Source organism: Flavobacterium cerinum (assembly GCF_004028155.1).
GTDB lineage: Bacteria > Bacteroidota > Bacteroidia > Flavobacteriales > Flavobacteriaceae > Flavobacterium > Flavobacterium cerinum.
The window spans coordinates 493080-512630 of the sequence record NZ_SBII01000001.1 but is presented as its reverse complement, the minus strand read 5'-3'; the positions used below and the strand labels follow the sequence as shown (position 1 = coordinate 512630).

General features: G+C 37.5%; 18 protein-coding genes. 10 read left to right on the top strand and 8 right to left on the bottom strand.

The genetic code is table 11. From position 1 onward, the window contains the following. Nucleotides 1-35: 35 nt before the first annotated feature. From EPI11_RS02350 to EPI11_RS02340, 3 genes are all read left to right on the top strand, one after another. Nucleotides 36-1010 (top strand): App1 family protein, encoded by a 975-nt coding sequence (locus tag EPI11_RS02350; RefSeq protein WP_128388349.1) that lies wholly within the window; start codon nt 36-38, stop codon nt 1008-1010. Nucleotides 1011-1101: 91 nt separating this feature from the next. After that, nucleotides 1102-1725, top strand: a complete 624-nt coding sequence (locus EPI11_RS02345; protein ID WP_128388348.1) for a GyrI-like domain-containing protein — start codon at nt 1102-1104, stop codon at nt 1723-1725. 110 nt (nt 1726-1835) lie between these two features. Continuing rightward, nucleotides 1836-2135 (top strand): hypothetical protein, encoded by a 300-nt coding sequence (locus EPI11_RS02340; protein WP_128388347.1) that lies wholly within the window; start codon nt 1836-1838, stop codon nt 2133-2135. Between the two features lie 29 nt (nt 2136-2164). Here EPI11_RS02340 and abc-f read toward each other — a convergent pair whose 3' ends face one another. Further along, on the bottom strand, nt 2165-4072 hold the full coding sequence (abc-f, locus tag EPI11_RS02335; protein ID WP_128388346.1) for a ribosomal protection-like ABC-F family protein: 1908 nt from the start codon (nt 4070-4072) through the stop codon (nt 2165-2167). Nucleotides 4073-4126: 54 nt separating this feature from the next. Between abc-f and EPI11_RS02330 the strand changes: the two genes are divergently transcribed. After that, a complete protein-coding gene (locus EPI11_RS02330; protein WP_128388345.1) occupies nt 4127-4519 on the top strand; it encodes a DUF983 domain-containing protein in 393 nt (130 codons plus the stop codon). Here EPI11_RS02330 and EPI11_RS02325 read toward each other — a convergent pair. From EPI11_RS02325 to topA, 7 genes are all read right to left on the bottom strand, one after another. Continuing rightward, complete coding sequence (locus tag EPI11_RS02325) at nt 4506-5549, bottom strand: NAD(P)/FAD-dependent oxidoreductase (protein WP_128388344.1); 1044 nt, start codon at nt 5547-5549, stop codon at nt 4506-4508. The two genes, EPI11_RS02330 and EPI11_RS02325, sit on opposite strands and share 14 nt — an antisense overlap. A gap of 67 nt (nt 5550-5616) precedes the next feature. Then, nucleotides 5617-6543, bottom strand: a complete 927-nt coding sequence (gene porN, locus EPI11_RS02320; protein ID WP_128388343.1) for a type IX secretion system ring subunit PorN/GldN — start codon at nt 6541-6543, stop codon at nt 5617-5619. A gap of 46 nt (nt 6544-6589) precedes the next feature. Beyond that, nucleotides 6590-8134, bottom strand: a complete 1545-nt coding sequence (gene porM, locus EPI11_RS02315; RefSeq protein ID WP_128388342.1) for a type IX secretion system motor protein PorM/GldM — start codon at nt 8132-8134, stop codon at nt 6590-6592. A gap of 44 nt (nt 8135-8178) precedes the next feature. After that, nucleotides 8179-8814, bottom strand: coding sequence for a type IX secretion system motor protein PorL/GldL (gene porL, locus EPI11_RS02310; protein ID WP_128388341.1), 636 nt, complete (start codon nt 8812-8814; stop codon nt 8179-8181). A gap of 67 nt (nt 8815-8881) precedes the next feature. Further along, a complete protein-coding gene (gene porK / locus EPI11_RS02305) occupies nt 8882-10264 on the bottom strand; it encodes a T9SS ring complex lipoprotein PorK/GldK (protein ID WP_128388340.1) in 1383 nt (460 codons plus the stop codon). A 149-nt stretch (nt 10265-10413) separates the two neighbouring features. Beyond that, nucleotides 10414-11568 carry a formimidoylglutamase gene (locus tag EPI11_RS02300; RefSeq protein WP_128388339.1) on the bottom strand — a complete coding sequence of 385 codons (1155 nt, stop codon included), beginning with the start codon at nt 11566-11568 and terminating at the stop codon, nt 10414-10416. Nucleotides 11569-11570: 2 nt separating this feature from the next. Beyond that, a complete protein-coding gene (gene topA / locus EPI11_RS02295; protein WP_128388338.1) occupies nt 11571-14087 on the bottom strand; it encodes a type I DNA topoisomerase in 2517 nt (838 codons plus the stop codon). A 228-nt stretch (nt 14088-14315) separates the two neighbouring features. On the opposite strand from topA, the gene miaB reads away from it, so the two are divergent. The 6 genes from miaB to EPI11_RS02265 all read left to right on the top strand — a co-directional run bounded on the left by miaB (nt 14316) and on the right by EPI11_RS02265 (nt 19535). Then, complete coding sequence (gene miaB, locus EPI11_RS02290) at nt 14316-15764, top strand: tRNA (N6-isopentenyl adenosine(37)-C2)-methylthiotransferase MiaB (protein WP_128388337.1); 1449 nt, start codon at nt 14316-14318, stop codon at nt 15762-15764. 21 nt (nt 15765-15785) lie between these two features. Then, the gene (locus tag EPI11_RS02285; protein WP_128388336.1) at nt 15786-17075 is read left to right on the top strand and encodes a sigma-54 interaction domain-containing protein; all 1290 of its coding nucleotides are present in this window, start codon (nt 15786-15788) and stop codon (nt 17073-17075) included. Nucleotides 17076-17088: 13 nt separating this feature from the next. Then, a complete protein-coding gene (locus tag EPI11_RS02280; protein ID WP_128388335.1) occupies nt 17089-17595 on the top strand; it encodes an LptE family protein in 507 nt (168 codons plus the stop codon). 79 nt (nt 17596-17674) lie between these two features. Beyond that, the gene (locus EPI11_RS02275) at nt 17675-18739 is read left to right on the top strand and encodes a tetratricopeptide repeat protein (protein ID WP_241657562.1); all 1065 of its coding nucleotides are present in this window, start codon (nt 17675-17677) and stop codon (nt 18737-18739) included. A 7-nt stretch (nt 18740-18746) separates the two neighbouring features. Next, entirely contained in the window at nt 18747-19118 is a 372-nt protein-coding gene (secG, locus tag EPI11_RS02270) for a preprotein translocase subunit SecG (RefSeq protein WP_128388333.1), read from the top strand. Nucleotides 19119-19259: 141 nt separating this feature from the next. Then, entirely contained in the window at nt 19260-19535 is a 276-nt protein-coding gene (locus tag EPI11_RS02265) for a co-chaperone GroES (protein ID WP_128388332.1), read from the top strand. Nucleotides 19536-19551 lie beyond the last annotated feature (16 nt).

Here is a 19551-nt window from a genome sequence, read left to right as displayed (position 1 = left end):
GAGTGTCAAAACTCTTATCAAATCTATAAATTTTCATGAAACCCATTTTAAAACTCTACCGCGGATATGCCAACGAGCAGGAATTAATTGTATTTGGCCATGTTTTTAAGCCAAGTACAGCCGGGAATTATGAATTTGAAAAGAAACGTTTTAAAAATGCACGCTCTATAATACGAATGTTCAGGGTAAAAACAATTGCCAATACCAGTGTATACCTGGAACATGATGGAGAAAAAATCCACACCAAAACACTTAACGATGGTTATTTTAAATTCTGTATTCCATTAAAAAAGAAAGACCACACCGGATATGGATGGAATGATTACCATGTAAGCACTGTTTACAGAGGGCAGGAAATTCGTGAAAAGGGAACCTTTATAAGGCCTCATGAAGGTAATCTTGGTTTTATATCAGATATTGATGACACCTTTTTGGTATCACATACGCGGAATCCTTTTAAAAAACTTTACATCCTGCTCTGGAAGAATATCAATGACCGAAGGATATTTGAAGATGTAGTTCCCCATTATCAGGCATTAAGCACGGCCGGAAGAAACAAAAAGGACGAGAAGAATGCTTTTTTTTATGTATCCAGCAGCGAGTGGAACCTGTATAAATTTATCGTAAAATTTACCGAAAAACATGAATTGCCACGTGCCGTTTTACTCCTAAAGGATATTAAAACCAGCCTGACCGATTTTTTCTTTACGGGGCGAGGCAGCCACAATCATAAGTTTGACAAAATAAAACACATATTGGAATTTTACCCACATCTGGAATATGTACTACTGGGCGACGATTCCCAACATGATCCTATTTTGTATCAGGACATTTGTAAAATATTCCCTCTTACAGTAAGGGCAGTATACATCAGGCAGACAGGCTCTCACAAAAAAAGCGAAGTCACTAAAGTATTAAAAAATATAGAATCTATTGGTGTTTCCGCCTGTTATTTTAAGAACAGCAGCGATGCTATAGAGCATTCTACAGCTATTGGGTTAATTTCATAACTACGTTATCATTTTTTCGTTTTTTAATTAATCATGCTGACATACTGTTGTCATTAGCCCGGATTAATTTGCGCCAAATTTCGATACAACCATGGAAAAATCAGACCTTACCAAACTTTACAAAAGCTACTACTCCGCGACAGAAACCCCTAAAATCGTTACTTTTGAAAAAACACAGTATTTAGCTATCTTAGGCAAAGGAGACCCAAGCTTAAAAGGCTTTTCAGATGCCATTGAAGCGCTTTATGCAACGGCATATGCTATTAAGTTCATCTACAAAGCCTTAAAAAATGATTTTGTCGTACCCAAGCTCGAAGGTTTATGGTGGTATGATGAAACATTATACAAAGACCTGACCATTGATGAAGCTCCACAAAAAGTAAAACGAAGTGAGTGGGAATACCGCCTTATGATTCGTATGCCGGATTTTGTTACAGCCGAAGTTATAGAACAGGTTGTTGCCAATACGGCTGCCAAAAAACTGATCCCTGAGGTAAAAGACATCCATTTGTTCTTTTTAGAAGAAGGAAAATGTGTTCAGGCATTGCATGTGGGGCCTTTTAATAAAGAACCCGAAACACTAAACCGTATCAATGATTTTATTCTAGCAAACAATTTATCCAGAAATGGCCTGCACCACGAAATATACCTTTCTGACTTTAGAAAAACCAGCCCTGATAAACTGAAGACAATCTTACGTGAACCAGTTAAATAATTGCTGAATAAATGTACATTTTCATATTAATCAATAATTTAAGTTTCATTTAAGCAAAAGGTATCTTTAATTAAGTAATTTTAATACCATAACCTTTAAGGAATCTTAGAATGAAAAAAGTACTCATTATGGCCGGATTTGCATTATTACTAATGGCATCCTGCAAAAAGAAAGAAGAGCCGGTACCACAGCCAGTTCCACCACCGGTGGAAGATCCTGCACCGCCGCCAGCTCCTGAGCCTCAGGTTAAAAAAACAACGGCTGTAACCACTACTACTGAAGAAGAGAAAGATGGTACATCAGTAAGTATAGGCAGTGACGGAATAAGCGTTAAGAACAAAAAAGGAGAAAACAAAAACAACATTACCATCTCCAAGAAAAAAACAGAAGTCGAAATTAAAAAAGAATAAAAAAAAGTCCCGCCAAGGCGGGACTTTTTTTATGCATTATCAATATCTTCCTGAACAACTTCCCAATCCTGCATTAGTTTGTCCAGTTCTTTTTTCTTGTTTTCGTATGCTGTAAAAAATGCAGCATCCGCCATTAGTTTGTCATAATTAGCAGCCAGCAGTTTATCATCTTTTTGAATCTGATTCTCTACTTCTTTGATCTGGCTTTCAATTTTACTAAGCTTATTCTGAAGTGTCTTATTTTTCTTTTGATCCTGATATGACAATTGCTTGTTCTCTTTAGGAGCCTCTTTAGCAACTACATCTTTTTTCTCAACCTCACGCATGTTCTGCAGGTTACGCTGTTCAAGGTAATAGTTAATATCACCCAGATATTCTCTTATTTTCTGGTCTTTGAACTCGTATACTATGTTAGACATCCCCTGAAGGAAGTCCCTGTCGTGAGATACCAAAAGCAATGTACCCTCAAACTTTTGAAGTGCTGCTTTAAGCACATTCTTTGACTTAATATCAAGGTGATTGGTAGGCTCATCCATTACAAGCACGTTAATAGGCTGCAACAACAACTTACAAAGTGCCAAACGGTTTCTTTCGCCCCCAGAGAGCACTTTTACCTTTTTCTCTACATCGTCACCCCTAAACAGGAAAGAGCCCAGCATATCGCGCACCTTAGCCCTATTAGAGTCGGTTGCCGCATGCTGCATGGTTTCAAGAAGTGTAATTTCACCATCAAGGTATTCTGCCTGGTTTTGAGCAAAATATCCCAGCTGAACATTATGTCCAAGCTTAATCACTCCGGTATAATCAATATCTTTAGTAATCGCTTTTATAAAAGTAGATTTTCCCTGACCATTCTGACCAACGAAAGCAATCTTACTACCACGTTCTACTAATAGATCAATATCTTTTAATATGGTTTTATCCCCATATTTTTTAGTTACCTGTTCTGCTTCCACAACAACGCGGCCTGGTGTCATTGAAACCGGAAAAGAGATATTCATTACCGAATTATCATCTTCATCCACTTCAATACGTTCTACCTTATCCAGTTTCTTGATCAGTGACTGCGCCATTGATGCCTTAGATGCTTTTGCTCTAAACTTCTCAATCAGTTTTTCAGTCTGCTCTATTTTTTTCTCCTGGTTTTTCTGGGTAGCCAATTGCTTCTCTCTGATCTCATGCCTAAGATCAAGGTATTCGGTATATGGTTTATTAAAATCATAAATTTTACCCAGAGAGATCTCAATAGTCCTATTCGTTACATTATCAAGGAACATCTTATCGTGTGATACAATAACCACAACTCCGGCATAATTCCTCAGGAAAGACTCTAACCAAATGATACTCTCAATATCAAGGTGGTTGGTAGGCTCATCCAGCAGCAATACATCATTCGATTGTAATAATAATTTTGCCAGTTCGATACGCATACGCCATCCACCGGAGAAAGTATCGGTTTCTTTATCAAAATCCTCACGTTTGAAACCAAGTCCTAAAAGGATTTTCTCAGTATCACCAACATAGTTATAACCACCAAGGATTTCGTAATGATGCGTATGATCGCTAAGGTCTTCTATAAGTTTAGAATACTCCTCACTCTCATAGTCAGTACGTGTTACCAATTGATGGTTGATATGTTCTATTTTACCTTCTGCTCTTTTTATTTCTTCAAAAGCCTGATAGGCTTCTTCCAGTACAGTACGCCCTTTTACAAAATCGATATCCTGTTTAAGGAAACCTAATCGTATTTCTTTTTCTGTAGCAATAACTCCAGAGTCTGAAGGCTGTTCTCCAGATAGTATTTTCAGCATGGTCGATTTTCCTGCACCATTTTTGCCCACAAGACCTACCCTGTCACCGGCACCAAGTCTGAAAGTTACTTCTTCGAACAAATATGTTCCTCCAAAAGAAACTGATAAATTATGTATATTAAGCATTGTTTTTTTGTGTAATTAAAATCGTAAATTTGTTATAACAACAAATTTTTTCAAATGTTAAAAAAAGGATCCAAACTATATAGCATTTTTACCGGGTGCTGTCCCCGGTGTCATGAGGAAAGCATGTATTTGGATAAAAACCCTTACAATTTGGGCAATATTTATAAAATGCACGACAAATGTAGTCATTGTGGACAACTTTATAAAATCGAACCCTCATTCTTTTACGGAGCCATGTATGTAAGTTATGCTTTAGGCGTTGCAATTGGAGTTGCAGCCTTCATCATTTCTTATGTATTTATAGGATCGGGACTAAAAGAAGCCTTCTTTGCGATAGTAGCAGCATTAATAATTCTTATGCCTATTAATATGCGTTTATCAAGAAACATATGGATCAACTTTTTTGTAAGCTATAAAAAGGACAGGAAAGACACTATTGATTCTTAAAACGCTGTAAGCCTATTTCTCTTCTTACAGGATTGCCAGAAATTATGGAATCATATAATTCTTTTGCCATTGGTGGACCAAGCATAACACCCCTTGTACCCAAGCCATTTAGCAAATGGACATTCTTGTACTGCGGATGAGTGCCAATTAATGGCTTTCTATCCTTTACTGTAGGTCGAATGCCTGCTAAATGTTCTAAAATTTCATAATCACACGAAATTAACTCATTCAGTTTCTCAACTAATTCATTTTTCCCTGCTTCAGTAGGATCAGCAGTTTTATCATACCATTCATAAGTAGCACCAACCTTATAAATATCATTGCCCATTGGCAATATAAAGATACTGGCATTAATGGCGATGTCCAATTTCAGATGTGGTGCTTTAATGACTAAAAGCTCACCTTTTGTACCATCCAGTGGTAAATGTTTAAAATAAGGATTGCTATGGATACCAAAACCTTCAGCGAAAACAATATGCTGTGCTTTTACTCCTTTATATAGGATGCAGTCTTCTTCAACAGTTAATCCATTATAATCAAAAGTATCATTAATAAAACACTCCTGATCTATTAAATACTCTCGATAGGCTTCCAGTAAAACAATAGTATCCACATATCCGGTGTGAAGCACTTTACCAAAACCAAATGGAGAAGGAAGTGATAAATATTGGTTATGTATAACATCGGGTGATAAAAAAGGTTCAAGAGCAGGTTTATCCATTGCCTGAAACCAATTGTTTTGTTCCTCAACGGATGCGAATTTTCTATAAACCGGCAATTGATGGTCAAATACAACATCAAGGCGGTCCTGAATTCTTTGATAAAAAGGCCCGATAAATGCTAAATGCTCCGCAGCATCCTGTGGCAAACTAAAGCGCTTTAATATAACCGGATTATACAATCCAGCAGCTACACGTGATGAGTTTTGTGAATTATCACTAATAACTGTAAACGTTTTATTATTTAAAAAAGCAGTCTCAGCAAAGCTCATCCCTGCAAGTCCTGCGCCAACAATGATAAAATCTTTCATAGTGTAAAAATAAAAAAACTCTTACCACTAGGGTAAGAGTTTTTATTATTTTGAAGAATATACTTAATTAGTAATTCCACATATCCTGCTCAAAGTTACGTATCTTATCTTTGATACGCTCTGCCTCAAGCAATTGCATTTGTGAGTTATCTTTTAAGTAATCCTCGATAAGTCTGTCACCATAAACGTTCTCTTCTTTTACAATTGTAGCAGTAAAACGTCTAGAGTTTAGCAAGTGATCAAAAGTGATAGGCATCGCAGAGTTTCTTTCATTGAAAGCTTTCGCTTCATGTAATACGTCTCTTGCTCCTGGATAAAACACCCAGAAAAGTTCGATAGCCTCAGCTTCAGATCCAACTCTTAATTTAGTAATAGCATCAACAGCCATTGGACAAATACCAAGAATTCTATACTTCATTTCACCTTGTCTTTTATCAAAGTACCATGTACCAACAATTTTATATTTGGTAACATCAGCACCTGTAAGATCAGATGTAGTATAATGTTCTGCAGTTAGTAAGCCTTTAGCTTTAAGAGCTTCTTCAGTCTTACCAGGGTTTTGGTTCATTACATCACGACCATAATCGTTTAATTCAACGAAGTGGAAAGCAGACTCAATATCAGTGCCTGTTTTTTTGGTTTTGAAATATGAATCATCATATACCTCAGTAAGAGAACCATCTTTGATCGCTGAAATTAAAACACTGAATAAAGATCTTCTATCGCTGCCTATATTATCCTCAATAGGAAAATACATAGGAAAGTTAATCCTTTGATCAAGATCTATAACTTCCCAAACTTTTCTGGCAAGCAAAACATCTCTATCACCCACATAACCGTAAGGTAGTGGTTTGTCATTATCTAATGAGTCCTGCTCTGCAGTTTTTTTACCTATTTCATCCGGCGTTTTTGCATTAAGTAGGTTAGACTGACCAAAAGAGGTAGCCATACCAGTAAAGAATAAAGCCGCTAATAAAAAATTTCTACTATTCATTGTTTAATTTTTAAACTGTAAAAGAAAAACGTTCTTTTAACTCAAATTATTGTACTTCCCAAGCAAAAGAAGTAGATCCTCTAGGAATATAACCTGGGGCACCTATAATACTTGTCTTAATATTATTGATGGTTACAACATCTCCTCTTTTAGTTTTTGCGATAGCTGCTAAAGCTGCTCCACTAAACTTGTCACCTGTACAAATAATTGTACCAGCTCCAGGAATATAAACTTCAAAAGAAAGAACATTTGTTCTAACATCAAATACGAAATCAGGGAATGCAACTCTAACAGTTGATGACGCTAGGTCATTCTTGTTACCTTTAGCAGAACCGGTCTTACCTCTAAGTTCTGGCTGTGGAGAAGGAATTTCTCTAATGTTGAATTCTCTCTTATCAGTAACAACTTTACCATCAGATAATTTTGCAGTAACATTGATCATAGCCGTTTTACCAGCTACACCTGTTACAACCCAGTTGTATTTACCTTTACCTGTAGATCTCCAAGAACCTGCAGCATTTGCTTTAACATCGCTATCAGGTACACCTGCAAATGAAACTGTCATTGGGTTTTCAACACCACGGTAAACAGAGTTCATTTTATCAGCAGAGATTGTAGCAGAGTTAGGTCTTGGTACAACTACATAAGCTCCTTCAAATTTTAATGGCACTTTTTTTCCATCTTCAAGGAAAACAAACTCACCATTAATTTTTTGCTCACCTACACTACCAGCAGTCATATCAATAACAGCCTGACCTTTATCAATTTTACCAGGCCCATGGAATTCAATTGGCTTAGTATTTTCATCATATCTACCTAAAACTACTTTACCTGTAACCTTTTCTCCTTGGAAGTAAGCATTTTTATCAAGTACTACTAAAGCAGTATAGTTTTTCATAGACATCGATTCAACCGCAGCCTTACCAAGAGCAATGTTATAAACGTTAGCCTCGATAACTTTAGCATTATTCTGCATAGCAGAAAGTTTAGTTAAAGATGCAATTGAAGGGAAGCCTTTGAAGTGGTAATCAAGATATTTCTTTTTAACACCTTCGCCATCTTTGATATCTTCTGTATTAAATTTACTATCAAGTTCAGTGATAATAGCTTTATACTTAACATCATTACCAATAACAGCTTTCATGTCAGCTTTATATTTTTCAATAGTAGCAATGATTTCTTTACCTTTTTTAGAGTAACCATCACCTTCAAACCACTGTTCATCAATTTTATCACCTTTGTCCATTGCCTCATATGGAAGTTTTCCATTTGCTTCTTTCTCAATGTCTTTTGTGATATCACCTTTTAAACCTTCAATATAAGCAGTGAAATCATTTGATAAACCTTTTACTTTATCTGACAATTGCTTCGCTGAAGCAAATGACGGGTTCTCAGCTGCTTTAGCAGAAAGAGCCGAGTAAAGCATATCATTATTCTTCGTAGCTTCTACGTTAGAAGATTCAAATTGTTCGTTCATCAAGCCAAAAGCAGATAATACTTCTTTTGACATATTTAAAGCCAACATTGCGATGAAAACCAGATACATCAGGTTAATCATCTTTTGTCTAGGGGTTAATTTTCCTCCTGCCATTTCTAATTAGTGTCTTTGTTTTTAGTGTTAAAATTTTGTACTAATTAGGCTTTGTTTCCCATTGCAGAAAGCATACCACCGTAAACATTGTTCAATGAAGCAATATTTTGAGTCATAGCCTGCATCTGTTCTTTCAGCTTAGAAGCATTGTCAGCAATTTGAGAGTTAGCTTCTGCATTACGAGTAGCGCTCTCTAATTGTACTTTGTAAAGACTGTTTAATGACTCCATTTGAGCAGCAGCCATAGACATTTCTTCGCTATATTTTTTCTGAGAAGAAATTGAATCAACTGTAGGAGCAATTCCTTTAGCAGCAGATTCGAAGTTTTTGATACTGTTACCAAGGCTTTCCATTAACGCACCGTCAATTTTAGCATCTTTTAACAGGTTATCAAGTTTTTGAGAAAGTAAACCTTGAGCTTCAGCTGGGTTTTCTTTTTTAGCATCTTTTTTCTTAGCATCACCACCTGCTAATTCTGGATATACCAATGACCAGTCAAGTTCTTTATCAACAGGGTCAAATGCAGACAATCCGAAGATTAAAGCCTCAACACCAAGACCAATGATAAGCATTGGACTAGCTCCTGGCCAGTGCATCAATTTGAAAAGTGCTCCAATGATAACAACTGCTGCCCCCATACCATAGGCAAAATTCATAACTTTTTTAGGTAGTGCCATAATAAAATAATTTTTAGTTTTTAGTTAAGTTAATTAAATATTCAAAAAATTCGAGTTGGTTATTTTTGATCTATTGGTTGGTACCTGTGTTTTGAGTACCCATGTAATCCTGAACGGTTCTGAAACCAATATAACTTCTTGCAGAGTCAGCATATTCCCAATCTCTTGTACCCACCTGAAGGAAGTAAGCAACATCTTTCCATGATCCACCACGTATAACTTTACGTTTATTAGACTGATCCGGAACGTTAGGGTTCATTGTAGAAACATATTCATAAGAAGAAGCATCGTAAGATGAATCCGTCCATTCTGCAACGTTACCTGACATGTTGTATAAGTTATGATCGTTTGGATCATATGATTTAGCTTCAACAGTATACAATGCTCCATCTGCAGCATAATCACCTCTGTTTGGCTTAAAGTTAGCTAAGAAACAACCTCTGTCATTTTTAGTATAAGGACCACCCCAAGGGAATGTAGCCGAAGCCAGTCCACCTCTTGCAGCAAACTCCCACTCAGCTTCTGTAGGCAAACGGAACGAGTTGATCTGTTGTCTCTTTTTAGCTTTTTGGTATGTATTTTTATTAAGTGTTCTCCATGCGCAGAACGCTTTAGCTTTTTGCCATGTTACACCAACTACAGGATATTCTCCATAAGCATCGTGCCAGAAATAGTCATTGTGCATTGGCTCATTGTAAGAATAAGCAAAGTCTTTGATCCATACAGTTGTATCCGGATACACTTCAACCTGCTCGTTTCTCATGTATTTACTTCTCTTAGCTCTGGTATTCTTAGTAGACTTATCCTTAGCCGCAGCCTGAATATCCATCCAAGAATAACGGAATACCAATTTAGAAACATCAATAGTCCTTAAGCCATTGAATGATTCAGATTCCGGCAAATACATAGAATCCATAACCTCTACATAATACTCATCCGGATATTTTTGAGGATCCGTGATAAGCTTAGCTTTATGATTAAGTTTTCTACCAGCATACATGTCATCATCTGTACCTATGCTATAATAGTTCTCATACATATATTTATCATATGCTGATTGTTTATCCGTAGACTCCTGATCTTTGAACGCAAATTCTCCAATACCACCAGCCCCTGGTTTCTGCCCTTGCTCATCTGCAAGAATAGCTAGCCTGGTTCTGATTGTTGAATCTTTCACCCATTGAACAAACTGACGATACTCACTGTTTGTAATCTCTGTTTCGTCCATGTAAAATGAACGCACAGTTACTGTTTTTGCAGGAGCATCCTGAACGTTAGCCAAGTCATCGTCAGCCTTACCCATGATGTAAGCGCCACCCGGAACTAAAGCCATACCATAAGGCTTTTCAGGCCTCCACTTTTTTCCTCTAACACCTACGAGTTCCCCTCGGTCACTGGAACCACAGCTGATTAAAAATGATAAAGTTGCTGTTAATGCAATGAACTTCTTCATAAAATTGGGTTGTTAATGTAATTCTATTTTTAAGGGCGTAAACCTATTTATTTATTTTCAAAAAAACAATTTTTTTATTAAAAAAACCTAAACAAAAAGTAAACAATTGAATACTTATGCGAAAAGACATCATTTTTGTAACAAATACGTTAAAGAATGTTTTTTCTTTGGGCTTTCCATAATCGCTCCGGAAATTCGTTATTACAGGCACTTAAATAATCCTGGTAATTACATGGTAATAACGTGTTCCTTTTTAATTTATTGCTAAGATTAGATACAAAAGGCACCTCAATCCACCATCTGTCAGTCTTGTCGCTCTTATAAAATATAAGCTCCTCATCCTCCATTGGTACAATATATTTAAGATAATTCTCCTTACTACCAAATGGGTATTCATTCGAACGATAATGTACTCCTTCTATGAAATACCAGAGCACTTGTGCTACAAGTGCAGATTCCTGCCGGGTATCATCATGGTTAAAAATTCCAAAAGAAGTAACCTTGTCACTTATCCCAGCATAGCGTGCTAATGTACAAATTTCTTTGCCATCAAAACCATTTGGTATAAATTTAACAATATTTCCCGAATCACTGGACTTAACTGCCGTCATATCAACACATACGATGTCTGCATCTCTGAAAACTGGCTCTGAAATTGTCGAATCATTGCATATTTCTCCTAGTCGATAAGCATCAAAATAGAGTTTTTCGACCAAATCTATCTCTTCCTGGGAGTTGTAATAGGTCTGATATCCGAGGTTACTATAGTTGAAAAGATTATTTGGCTCATCGACAATCATTCTTGTAAGATATGACCTAGCCGACAATGGCTCATCCTGTTTACCAAAATCAAATTTGCTATCAATAGCAACAAAATTTACCATTTGCTCCAGCTTATCATAAGCACGATACATTGCATAAGACAAATCCTGTGAACCGCCTATTATTACGGGAACTATGCCTAGTTTTATAAGTTCGGCAACAATACTCTTTAATGCAAAATAAGTATCCTGCTGGCTTTCTCCTGCCGGAATATTACCCAGATCAACTATCGGTTTTACCCAGTTGCCCGGAAAAAGCCCGTAGAACTCTTTTCTGATATAATTAAGGTGCATATGATGGTCTTTCTTGTCGTTCGCACCTCTGTTATCTAAAACTCCTACAATAGCAATTGCAGCTGTTTCAAGATCAGGAAACTGATCTTGGGTATGAAACGATGTTTTATCACCCAGTGCCTGAGGCGAACCCTCTGCAATAAATTCCAGTAAGTCTGTTTCTAAAGGTTGTAAAAAATCAAAAACCATACTTATTTCTTTTTAACTGCTGTTTTCTTTACGGGCGCTTTTTTAGCAGGTGCTTTTTTAGCTGCCGTTTTCTTAGCTGGAGTTTTCTCCTCAATCATAACCTTAACCTGATCCAGCGTTAATTTAGTTGCATCTATATCTTTATTAAGCTCAATCTTGATCTTACCTTTTGTAATAACTGATCGGCCCCAGCGTGCTTTCTCTACCTTAATACCTTCGTCTTCCCAGTTATGCAGTACTTTATCAATATCTTTTTGAAGTTTATCCTCAATCAGTTCTGTAAGATCTGATTGTGAAAGGTTATCAAAATTGTATTTTTTGCTCACATTAATAAATATACCATTCCATTTAATAAACGGACCAAAACGCCCTACTCCTTTTTGTATAGGTTCGTTCTTATAAGTTCCAATAGGCGCATCTGCCTGTAGTTTTTCATCTATCAGCACTTTTGCTCTTTCTATAGTTACATCTAATGGATCTTCTCCTTTAGGTAAAGAGATAAATGTTTTTCCAAAACGCACATACGGACCGAAACGCCCATTATTAACCTCTACCTCTTCTCCCTGGTAATCTCCAAGATTTTTAGGCAGCAGGAATAAACCTAACGCTTCTTCTAATTTTATACTTCCTATATTTTGTTCCGGCAATAAACTTGCAAACTGCTTCTCTTCATCCTCTGCATCTCCAATTTGAGCCATTGGACCGAACTTACCTAAACGCACACTTACAGGCTTACCCGTTTTAGGATCAGTACCCAGAATACGCTCACCTGATTCTCTCTCTGCATTTTTCTCTACATTCTGAACCGTAGGATGGAAATGCCCGTAGAAATCACTCATCATTTTTGTCCAGTCTTCGTTACCTGAAGCTATCTCATCGAAATCCTGCTCTACTTTTGCTGTAAAGTTATAATCCAGAATAGTTCCGAAATGATTTACAAGGAAATCGTTTACAATAATCCCAATATCCGTTGGCACTAATTTTCCTTTGTCAGAACCTACGTTTTCCGAAAGCACCTGTTGTGAAACAGCACTGTCTTTCAACATCAACTGACTGTATTTTCTTTCCTGCCCTTCAAAAGCACCTTTCTCAACATAATTTCTGTTGATAATCGTAGAAATAGTTGGTGCATAAGTAGATGGTCTACCAATACCCAGCTCTTCCAGTTTCTTAACCAGCGCAGCTTCTGTATAACGAGCCGGCGGTCTTGAAAAACGTTCGGTAGCAGTAATATAATTGTTGTTTAATTTTTCGTTAATCCTTAATGCAGGCAGCATTCCTTCCTGCTCGATATCTTCATCATCACTTCCTTCAAGATATACTTTAAGGAAACCTTCGAATAGCAATACCTCACCAGATGCAGCGAATATCTCTTTATGATTATTTGCCTCGATCTTAACATTAGTACGTTCCAGCTGTGCATCACTCATTTGTGAAGCCAGTGTACGCTTCCATATTAAATCATACAATCTTGCCTGATCACGATCTATATTTACCGTGTGACGGGACATATCTGTAGGACGGATAGCCTCGTGAGCCTCCTGTGCCCCTTTACTCTTAGTAGCATAATTTCTAGGCCTGCTAAATTCTTTACCATAAGACCTGATGATCTCTGCCTCAGCAGCCCCCATAGCTTCCTGTGAAAGGTTAACACTATCGGTTCTCATATAAGTTATAAGTCCGGCCTCATACAAACGCTGTGCAAGCATCATAGTAACACCTACCGGAAGATACAATTTCCTTGCTGCTTCCTGCTGTAATGTTGAAGTAGTAAATGGTGCCGCCGGCGATTTTTTTGCCGGTTTCGTTTCAAGATCTGACACCTTATATATAGACCCAATATTTTTATTTAAAAAATCCTGGGCTTCTTGTTTTGTCGCAAAGTTTTTAGGCAGTTTTGCTTTAAACGTTTTTCCTGCTTCGTTTACAAATTCTGCTGTTATACTATATGATCCCTCTGCATTAAAATTTTGTATTTCACGTTCACGTTCTACAATTAGTCGTACAGAAACTGATTGTACCCTTCCTGCTGAAAGTCCGCTTTTTACTTTTTTCCATAAAACAGGAGACAGCTCATATCCAACCAGCCTGTCAAGTACACGACGGGCCTGTTGTGCATTTACAAGATTGTAATCGATATCCCTTGGGTTTTCGATTGCTTTTTGTATTGCCGTTTTTGTGATCTCATGAAAAACAATTCGCTTTGTTTTAGACTTATCAAGCTTCAATTCTTCCGCCAAGTGCCATGCAATAGCCTCACCCTCGCGGTCTTCATCGCTCGCCAGCCAAACCATTTCGGCCGATTTAGAGAGATCTTTAAGCTTCTTAACCAATGCTTTTTTATCCGGAGACACCTCATATTTTGGTTTAAAACCATTTGCCACATCTACACCTATCTCCTTGGAAGGCAGGTCGGCAATGTGTCCATAACTGGACTCTACCCGGTAATCTGCTCCCAGAAATTTTTCTATGGTTTTTGCCTTCGCAGGCGACTCAACTATCACTAAATTCTTTGCCATCTTGCTTTTCTTTGTGTCGCAAAAGTATATGATTTTTTTAAATATTGGTTTTTTGGTGATTTTAAAAATCATTTTTATGATATCCGCAACACAATGTTAACATTAAAAAATCTACCTATTGGCTCTAATAGTTCTCAATTTTATAACAAATCAACATCTGTCATCTTGTCATAATATTGAATAAAACAGTATCTTTGCGACTTCAAAAAAGCACTACAGGAGTGAATTATGGAGAAGATCATTGAAGAAAGCAAACAAGGACAAAGCCTTGTTTTAGAACATAAAAAAGAAAATACAAAAAAACTTTTCATCGAAAGTTATGGCTGTGCCATGAACTTTTCTGATAGCGAGGTAGTTGCTTCTATTCTCGCAAATGAAGGTTTTAATACTACAGATAAACTTGAAGAAGCCGATCTTGTACTGGTTAACACCTGCTCTATTCGTGATAAAGCAGAACAAACCGTAAGGAAAAGACTTGAAAAATATAATGCTGTAAAAAGAATAAACCCAGGTATGAAGGTGGGCGTTCTGGGCTGTATGGCCGAACGTTTAAAAAGCCAGTTTCTGGAAGAAGAGAAAATAGTAGACATGGTTGTGGGCCCGGATGCTTACAAAGACCTGCCTAATCTTTTAAAGGAGATCGACGAAGGTCGTGATGCGATTAACGTTATTCTTTCTAAAGACGAAACCTATGGCGACATCTCTCCGGTACGACTTAACAGTAACGGCGTAACTGCTTTTGTTTCTATTACCCGTGGCTGTGATAATATGTGTACCTTTTGTGTAGTACCTTTTACCCGAGGCCGTGAACGCAGCCGTGAGCCACAAAGCATCATGGAAGAAATTGCGGACCTTGCAAGCAGAGGCTTTAAAGAAATTACATTATTAGGTCAGAATGTGGACAGCTACCTATGGTATGGCGGCGGCCTGAAGAAAGATTATGAAAAAGCATCGGAGATGCAGAAAGCTACTGCTGTAGATTTTGCACAACTGCTTTCTATGGCAGCTGCAGCAAATCCAAAGATGCGCTTTAGGTTCTCTACCTCTAACCCTCAGGATATGCTTGAAGATGTATTGCATGTTATTGCTAAATACAATAATGTATGTAATTACATCCACCTACCTGTACAATCCGGCAGTACACGTATATTAAAGGAAATGAACCGTCAGCATACACGCGAAGAATATATCGCGCTTGTAGATAAAATAAAAGAAATATTACCCGGCTGTTCTGTTTCCCAGGATATGATCTCCGGTTTCCCTACAGAAACTGAAGAAGATCATCAGGATACATTAAGCCTTATGGATCATGTGAAATTTGATTTTGGCTATATGTATTCCTATTCTGAAAGACCGGGAACACTTGCTGCCCGTAAAATGGAGGATGACGTACCTGAAGAAGTTAAAAAAAGACGCTTACAGGAAATTGTAGACATGCAGCAAAAAACCAGCAAAGAAAGAATTTCACGCTTTCTTGGCACAACAGTAGAAGTACTTGTTGAAAAGGCATCCAAAAAATCGGATGCCGACTGGGCCGGAAGAAATTCTGAAAACAGTATGGTTGTATTTCCTAAAGGAGATTACAAACCCGGTGATTTTGTAAATGTACTGGTCAAAGAATGTACTTCTGCTACATTAATAGGAGAAGCGGTAGGTTACTCGGATATGCAGAGCTAATCATTGCAAAAAAACGTAAACATGGAAAGTGTACAAGCCATTAAACAGCGATTTGAGATTATAGGGAATGACCCTAAGCTTAACCGTGCCGTAGAAAAAGCCATACAGGTTGCCCCTACTGATATTTCGGTATTGGTTACTGGTGAAAGTGGTGTTGGTAAAGAAAACATCCCGAGGATAATACATGCCCTTTCTCACAGAAAACACGGTAAGTATATTGCTGTAAACTGTGGTGCCATACCCGAAGGCACTATAGACAGTGAACTTTTTGGCCACGAAAAAGGTGCTTTTACAGGCGCAACAGGAACCCGTGAAGGTTATTTTGAAGTTGCCGATGGCGGTACTATCTTTCTTGATGAAGTAGGAGAATTACCCCTTACCACTCAGGTAAGGCTTTTACGTGTTCTTGAAAACGGAGAATTTATAAAAGTTGGTTCGTCTCAGGTTCAAAAGACCAATGTGCGTATCGTAGCTGCTACAAATGTAAATATGTTTGAGGCTATTGAAAAAGGCAGGTTTAGAGAGGATCTTTACTATCGTTTAAGTACCGTAGAAATTATGCTTCCGCCATTACGAGAGCGTAAAGACGATATTCATTTGCTGTTTAGAAAATTCTCATCTGACTTTGCGCACAAATACAAAATGCCTCCTATAAAACTGGATGATGATGCAGTTGCTTTACTGCAAAAATTCCGCTGGGGAGGAAACATCCGCCAACTGCGTAATGCCGCTGAACAAATTAGTGTTCTTGAAACCAACAGGAATATTTCGCTAGCAACACTTCGCTCTTATCTGCCGGAAGAAGGCAGCAGCAGTAATCTGCCTGCTGTTGTAAGAGATAAAAAACCTGAAAGCGATTTTAGCAACGAAAGAGAGATATTATATAAGGTGTTGTTTGACATGAAAAGTGACCTGAATGATCTTAAAAAGCTCACGATGGAATTGATGCAGAATGGCAACACTAATAAAGTACAGGAATCGAACAAAGGACTGATACAAAAAATATACGGTTCGCAGGAAGACAACAGAGCCTTTGAAGACCAGCCCCGCACCGAAGTTTTTTCTTCGCAAAAAACAAGCCGCCCGGAGCCGGCTATAAGCGAACCTATTGATCATGAAGACGATGATGATGACAATTACCTGTTTGCCGAAACCGTTGAGGAAGAAGAAACCTTGCGACTGGACGAAAAAGAAATAGAGCTTATTAAAAAAGCACTGGAACGAAATAAAGGAAAGCGTAAAGCTGCTGCCGATGAGCTTGGCATATCTGAAAGGACGTTATACAGGAAAATAAAACAATATGACTTATAGCCCGAAAGCTACTATGAGACAACTTAAATTTATACTATTATTTACAGTACTTTTATCTTTAAGTGGCTGTAGCGTTAAATACAACTTTACGGGAACCGGTAAAATTGACGCCAAAACGTTCCAGGTAAACTTTTTTAGGAATAATGCCGATGTGGTAGAGCCGGGTATTGACCGTAGATTTACACTTAGATTACAGGATCTTATCCAAAATCAAACCAATTTGAGCTTAACGAACTCCAATGGGGATCTTGTATATGAAGGAGAAATTACACAATACCGAATTTCGCCCATGACTGCTACTGCCGACCAGCGTGCAGCACAAAGTAGATTGAGTATTACCGTAAATGTAAGATTCACCAACAAGAAAAAAGAAGAAGACGATTTTGAAAAACAATTTAGCTTCTATTATGATTTTAATGGGGACTTATTACCAACGGGAATTGTACTGGACACAGCTCTTGATCAAATATTTGAAAGGATAACACAGGATATATTTAATGCATCGCTTGCTAAATGGTAAACACATTATACTGTGGCACTAAACACTGAAGATTCTGAATACTAAAGACTACATACAGCTACTTAACAAGCCTTACTCTTTGAATGAAAGGCATACGGCCGAATTGGAGAAAATCCTTTCGGAATTTCCGTTCCTGCAAAGTGCGCGCGCTATTTATTTAAAAGGCCTTTACAATCAGGAAAGTTTTAGGTATAATACCGAATTAAAAAAAACAGCAGCTTATACTACAGACAGGTCGGTACTTTTTGATTTCATTACGTCTGAACAATTTCATAGTGTAGACAAAAAAGCATTCGACGAAAAAGAGAAATCGGTAGCAGTTATAGCAGTTAACGACAGTGAAATTATTGAACCTATAATTACTACAATTAAGGAAACTACAGAGCCGCTAACTACTAACATAACAGCCGAAGAAGAAAATACAGCTATAGACGAACCTATTGTTATAGAGGAAACAATTGCAATCGAGATATCTGCTCCTCCAGTAGTAAACAAACTGGAAGAGACTATGAAATTTGCTATAAAAGCAGCCGAAGAACAGGAAAATGCAATAGTACATGAAGAGCAGCCTATAGTTCAATTCTCACCTGAGCCGGTTATGGATAAACTTGAAGAATCTATAAAGCGAACAGTTGAAGCTGCAGAAGCCGATAAGCCTAAAGAAATCCCTGTTATAGAAGAACAGCCTCAGGAAAAGCCAGAGGTTAAAAATGAGGTTGATATTGCCGAAGAAAAACTGGATATTGGCAAGCCTTTAGAATTTGGCAAACAAGAAACACATTCCTTTGCGGAATGGTTAAAAATTTCGAAATTAACCCCTATAAACCGCGAAGAAGAGCCAAAATCACCAGAACAAGAGGAAGCAATTAGCAAAAAAATGGAATTAATTGATAAATTTATCGAGACAAATCCAAAAATAGCTCCGGTAAAAAATACGCCTGTATCCCCAGCAAACATTGAGAGATTCAGTCCTGACAACTCAAGTTTGATGACCGAAACATTAGCCAGGGTATACCTCGAACAAAAAAAATATAGCAAAGCGATACAAGCATATGAAATTTTAATTTTGAAATATCCGGAAAAAAGTGTTTTCTTTGCAGACCATATTTCAGATATAAAGATTTTACAACAAAATAATAACTAAAGAAACGATGTTTAACTTTTCAATTTTTCTGGTACTTATAACAATAGTAAGCTTTTTGCTTGTAGTAGTAATCATGGTGCAAAACCCTAAAGGCGGAGGTTTATCTTCTTCTCTTGGCGGAACTCAAATGATGGGTGGCGTTCAAAAAACGACGGACTTCCTTGATAAAAGTACATGGACTCTTGCATCGATACTAATCGTTTTAATATTAGCTTCAAGTTTAAGCTTCTCTACAGGTTTATCCGGAGACAGCCAACTAATTGATGAGTCTGCTGTTCCGGCACAAACAACTAAACCGGCAACTGCTCCAGGAACTGGCGCTGCGGCTCCTGCTGCACAACCTGCAACAACACCAGCTCCGGCACAACCACAAAACTAATTTTATCGTATATACGAATATAGAAATGCCAGCCTGTAAATGCTGGCATTTTTTACGTCTGCAAATTTGTCAGGAATGATCTGATTGGCATAATTTCTGACCAACACAACATATCCTTTTAATAATAAAAAAACATACAATATGGCCTTAAACATTAAACCCCTTCTAGACCGCGTACTTATTGAGCCGGTTGCTGCAGAAACTCAAACTGCTTCAGGGATCTTTATTCCTGACACTGCTAAAGAAAAACCACAAAAAGGTATTGTAGTAGCCGTAGGTAACGGTTCTAAAGACTATGATATGACCGTAAAAGTGGGCGATACCGTTTTATATGGTAAATATGCAGGTACCGAATTAAAATTTGAAGGCAAGGATTACCTTATCATGAAAGAAGAAGAAATCTTTGCAGTGATCTAATCGAGGTTAAATTTTT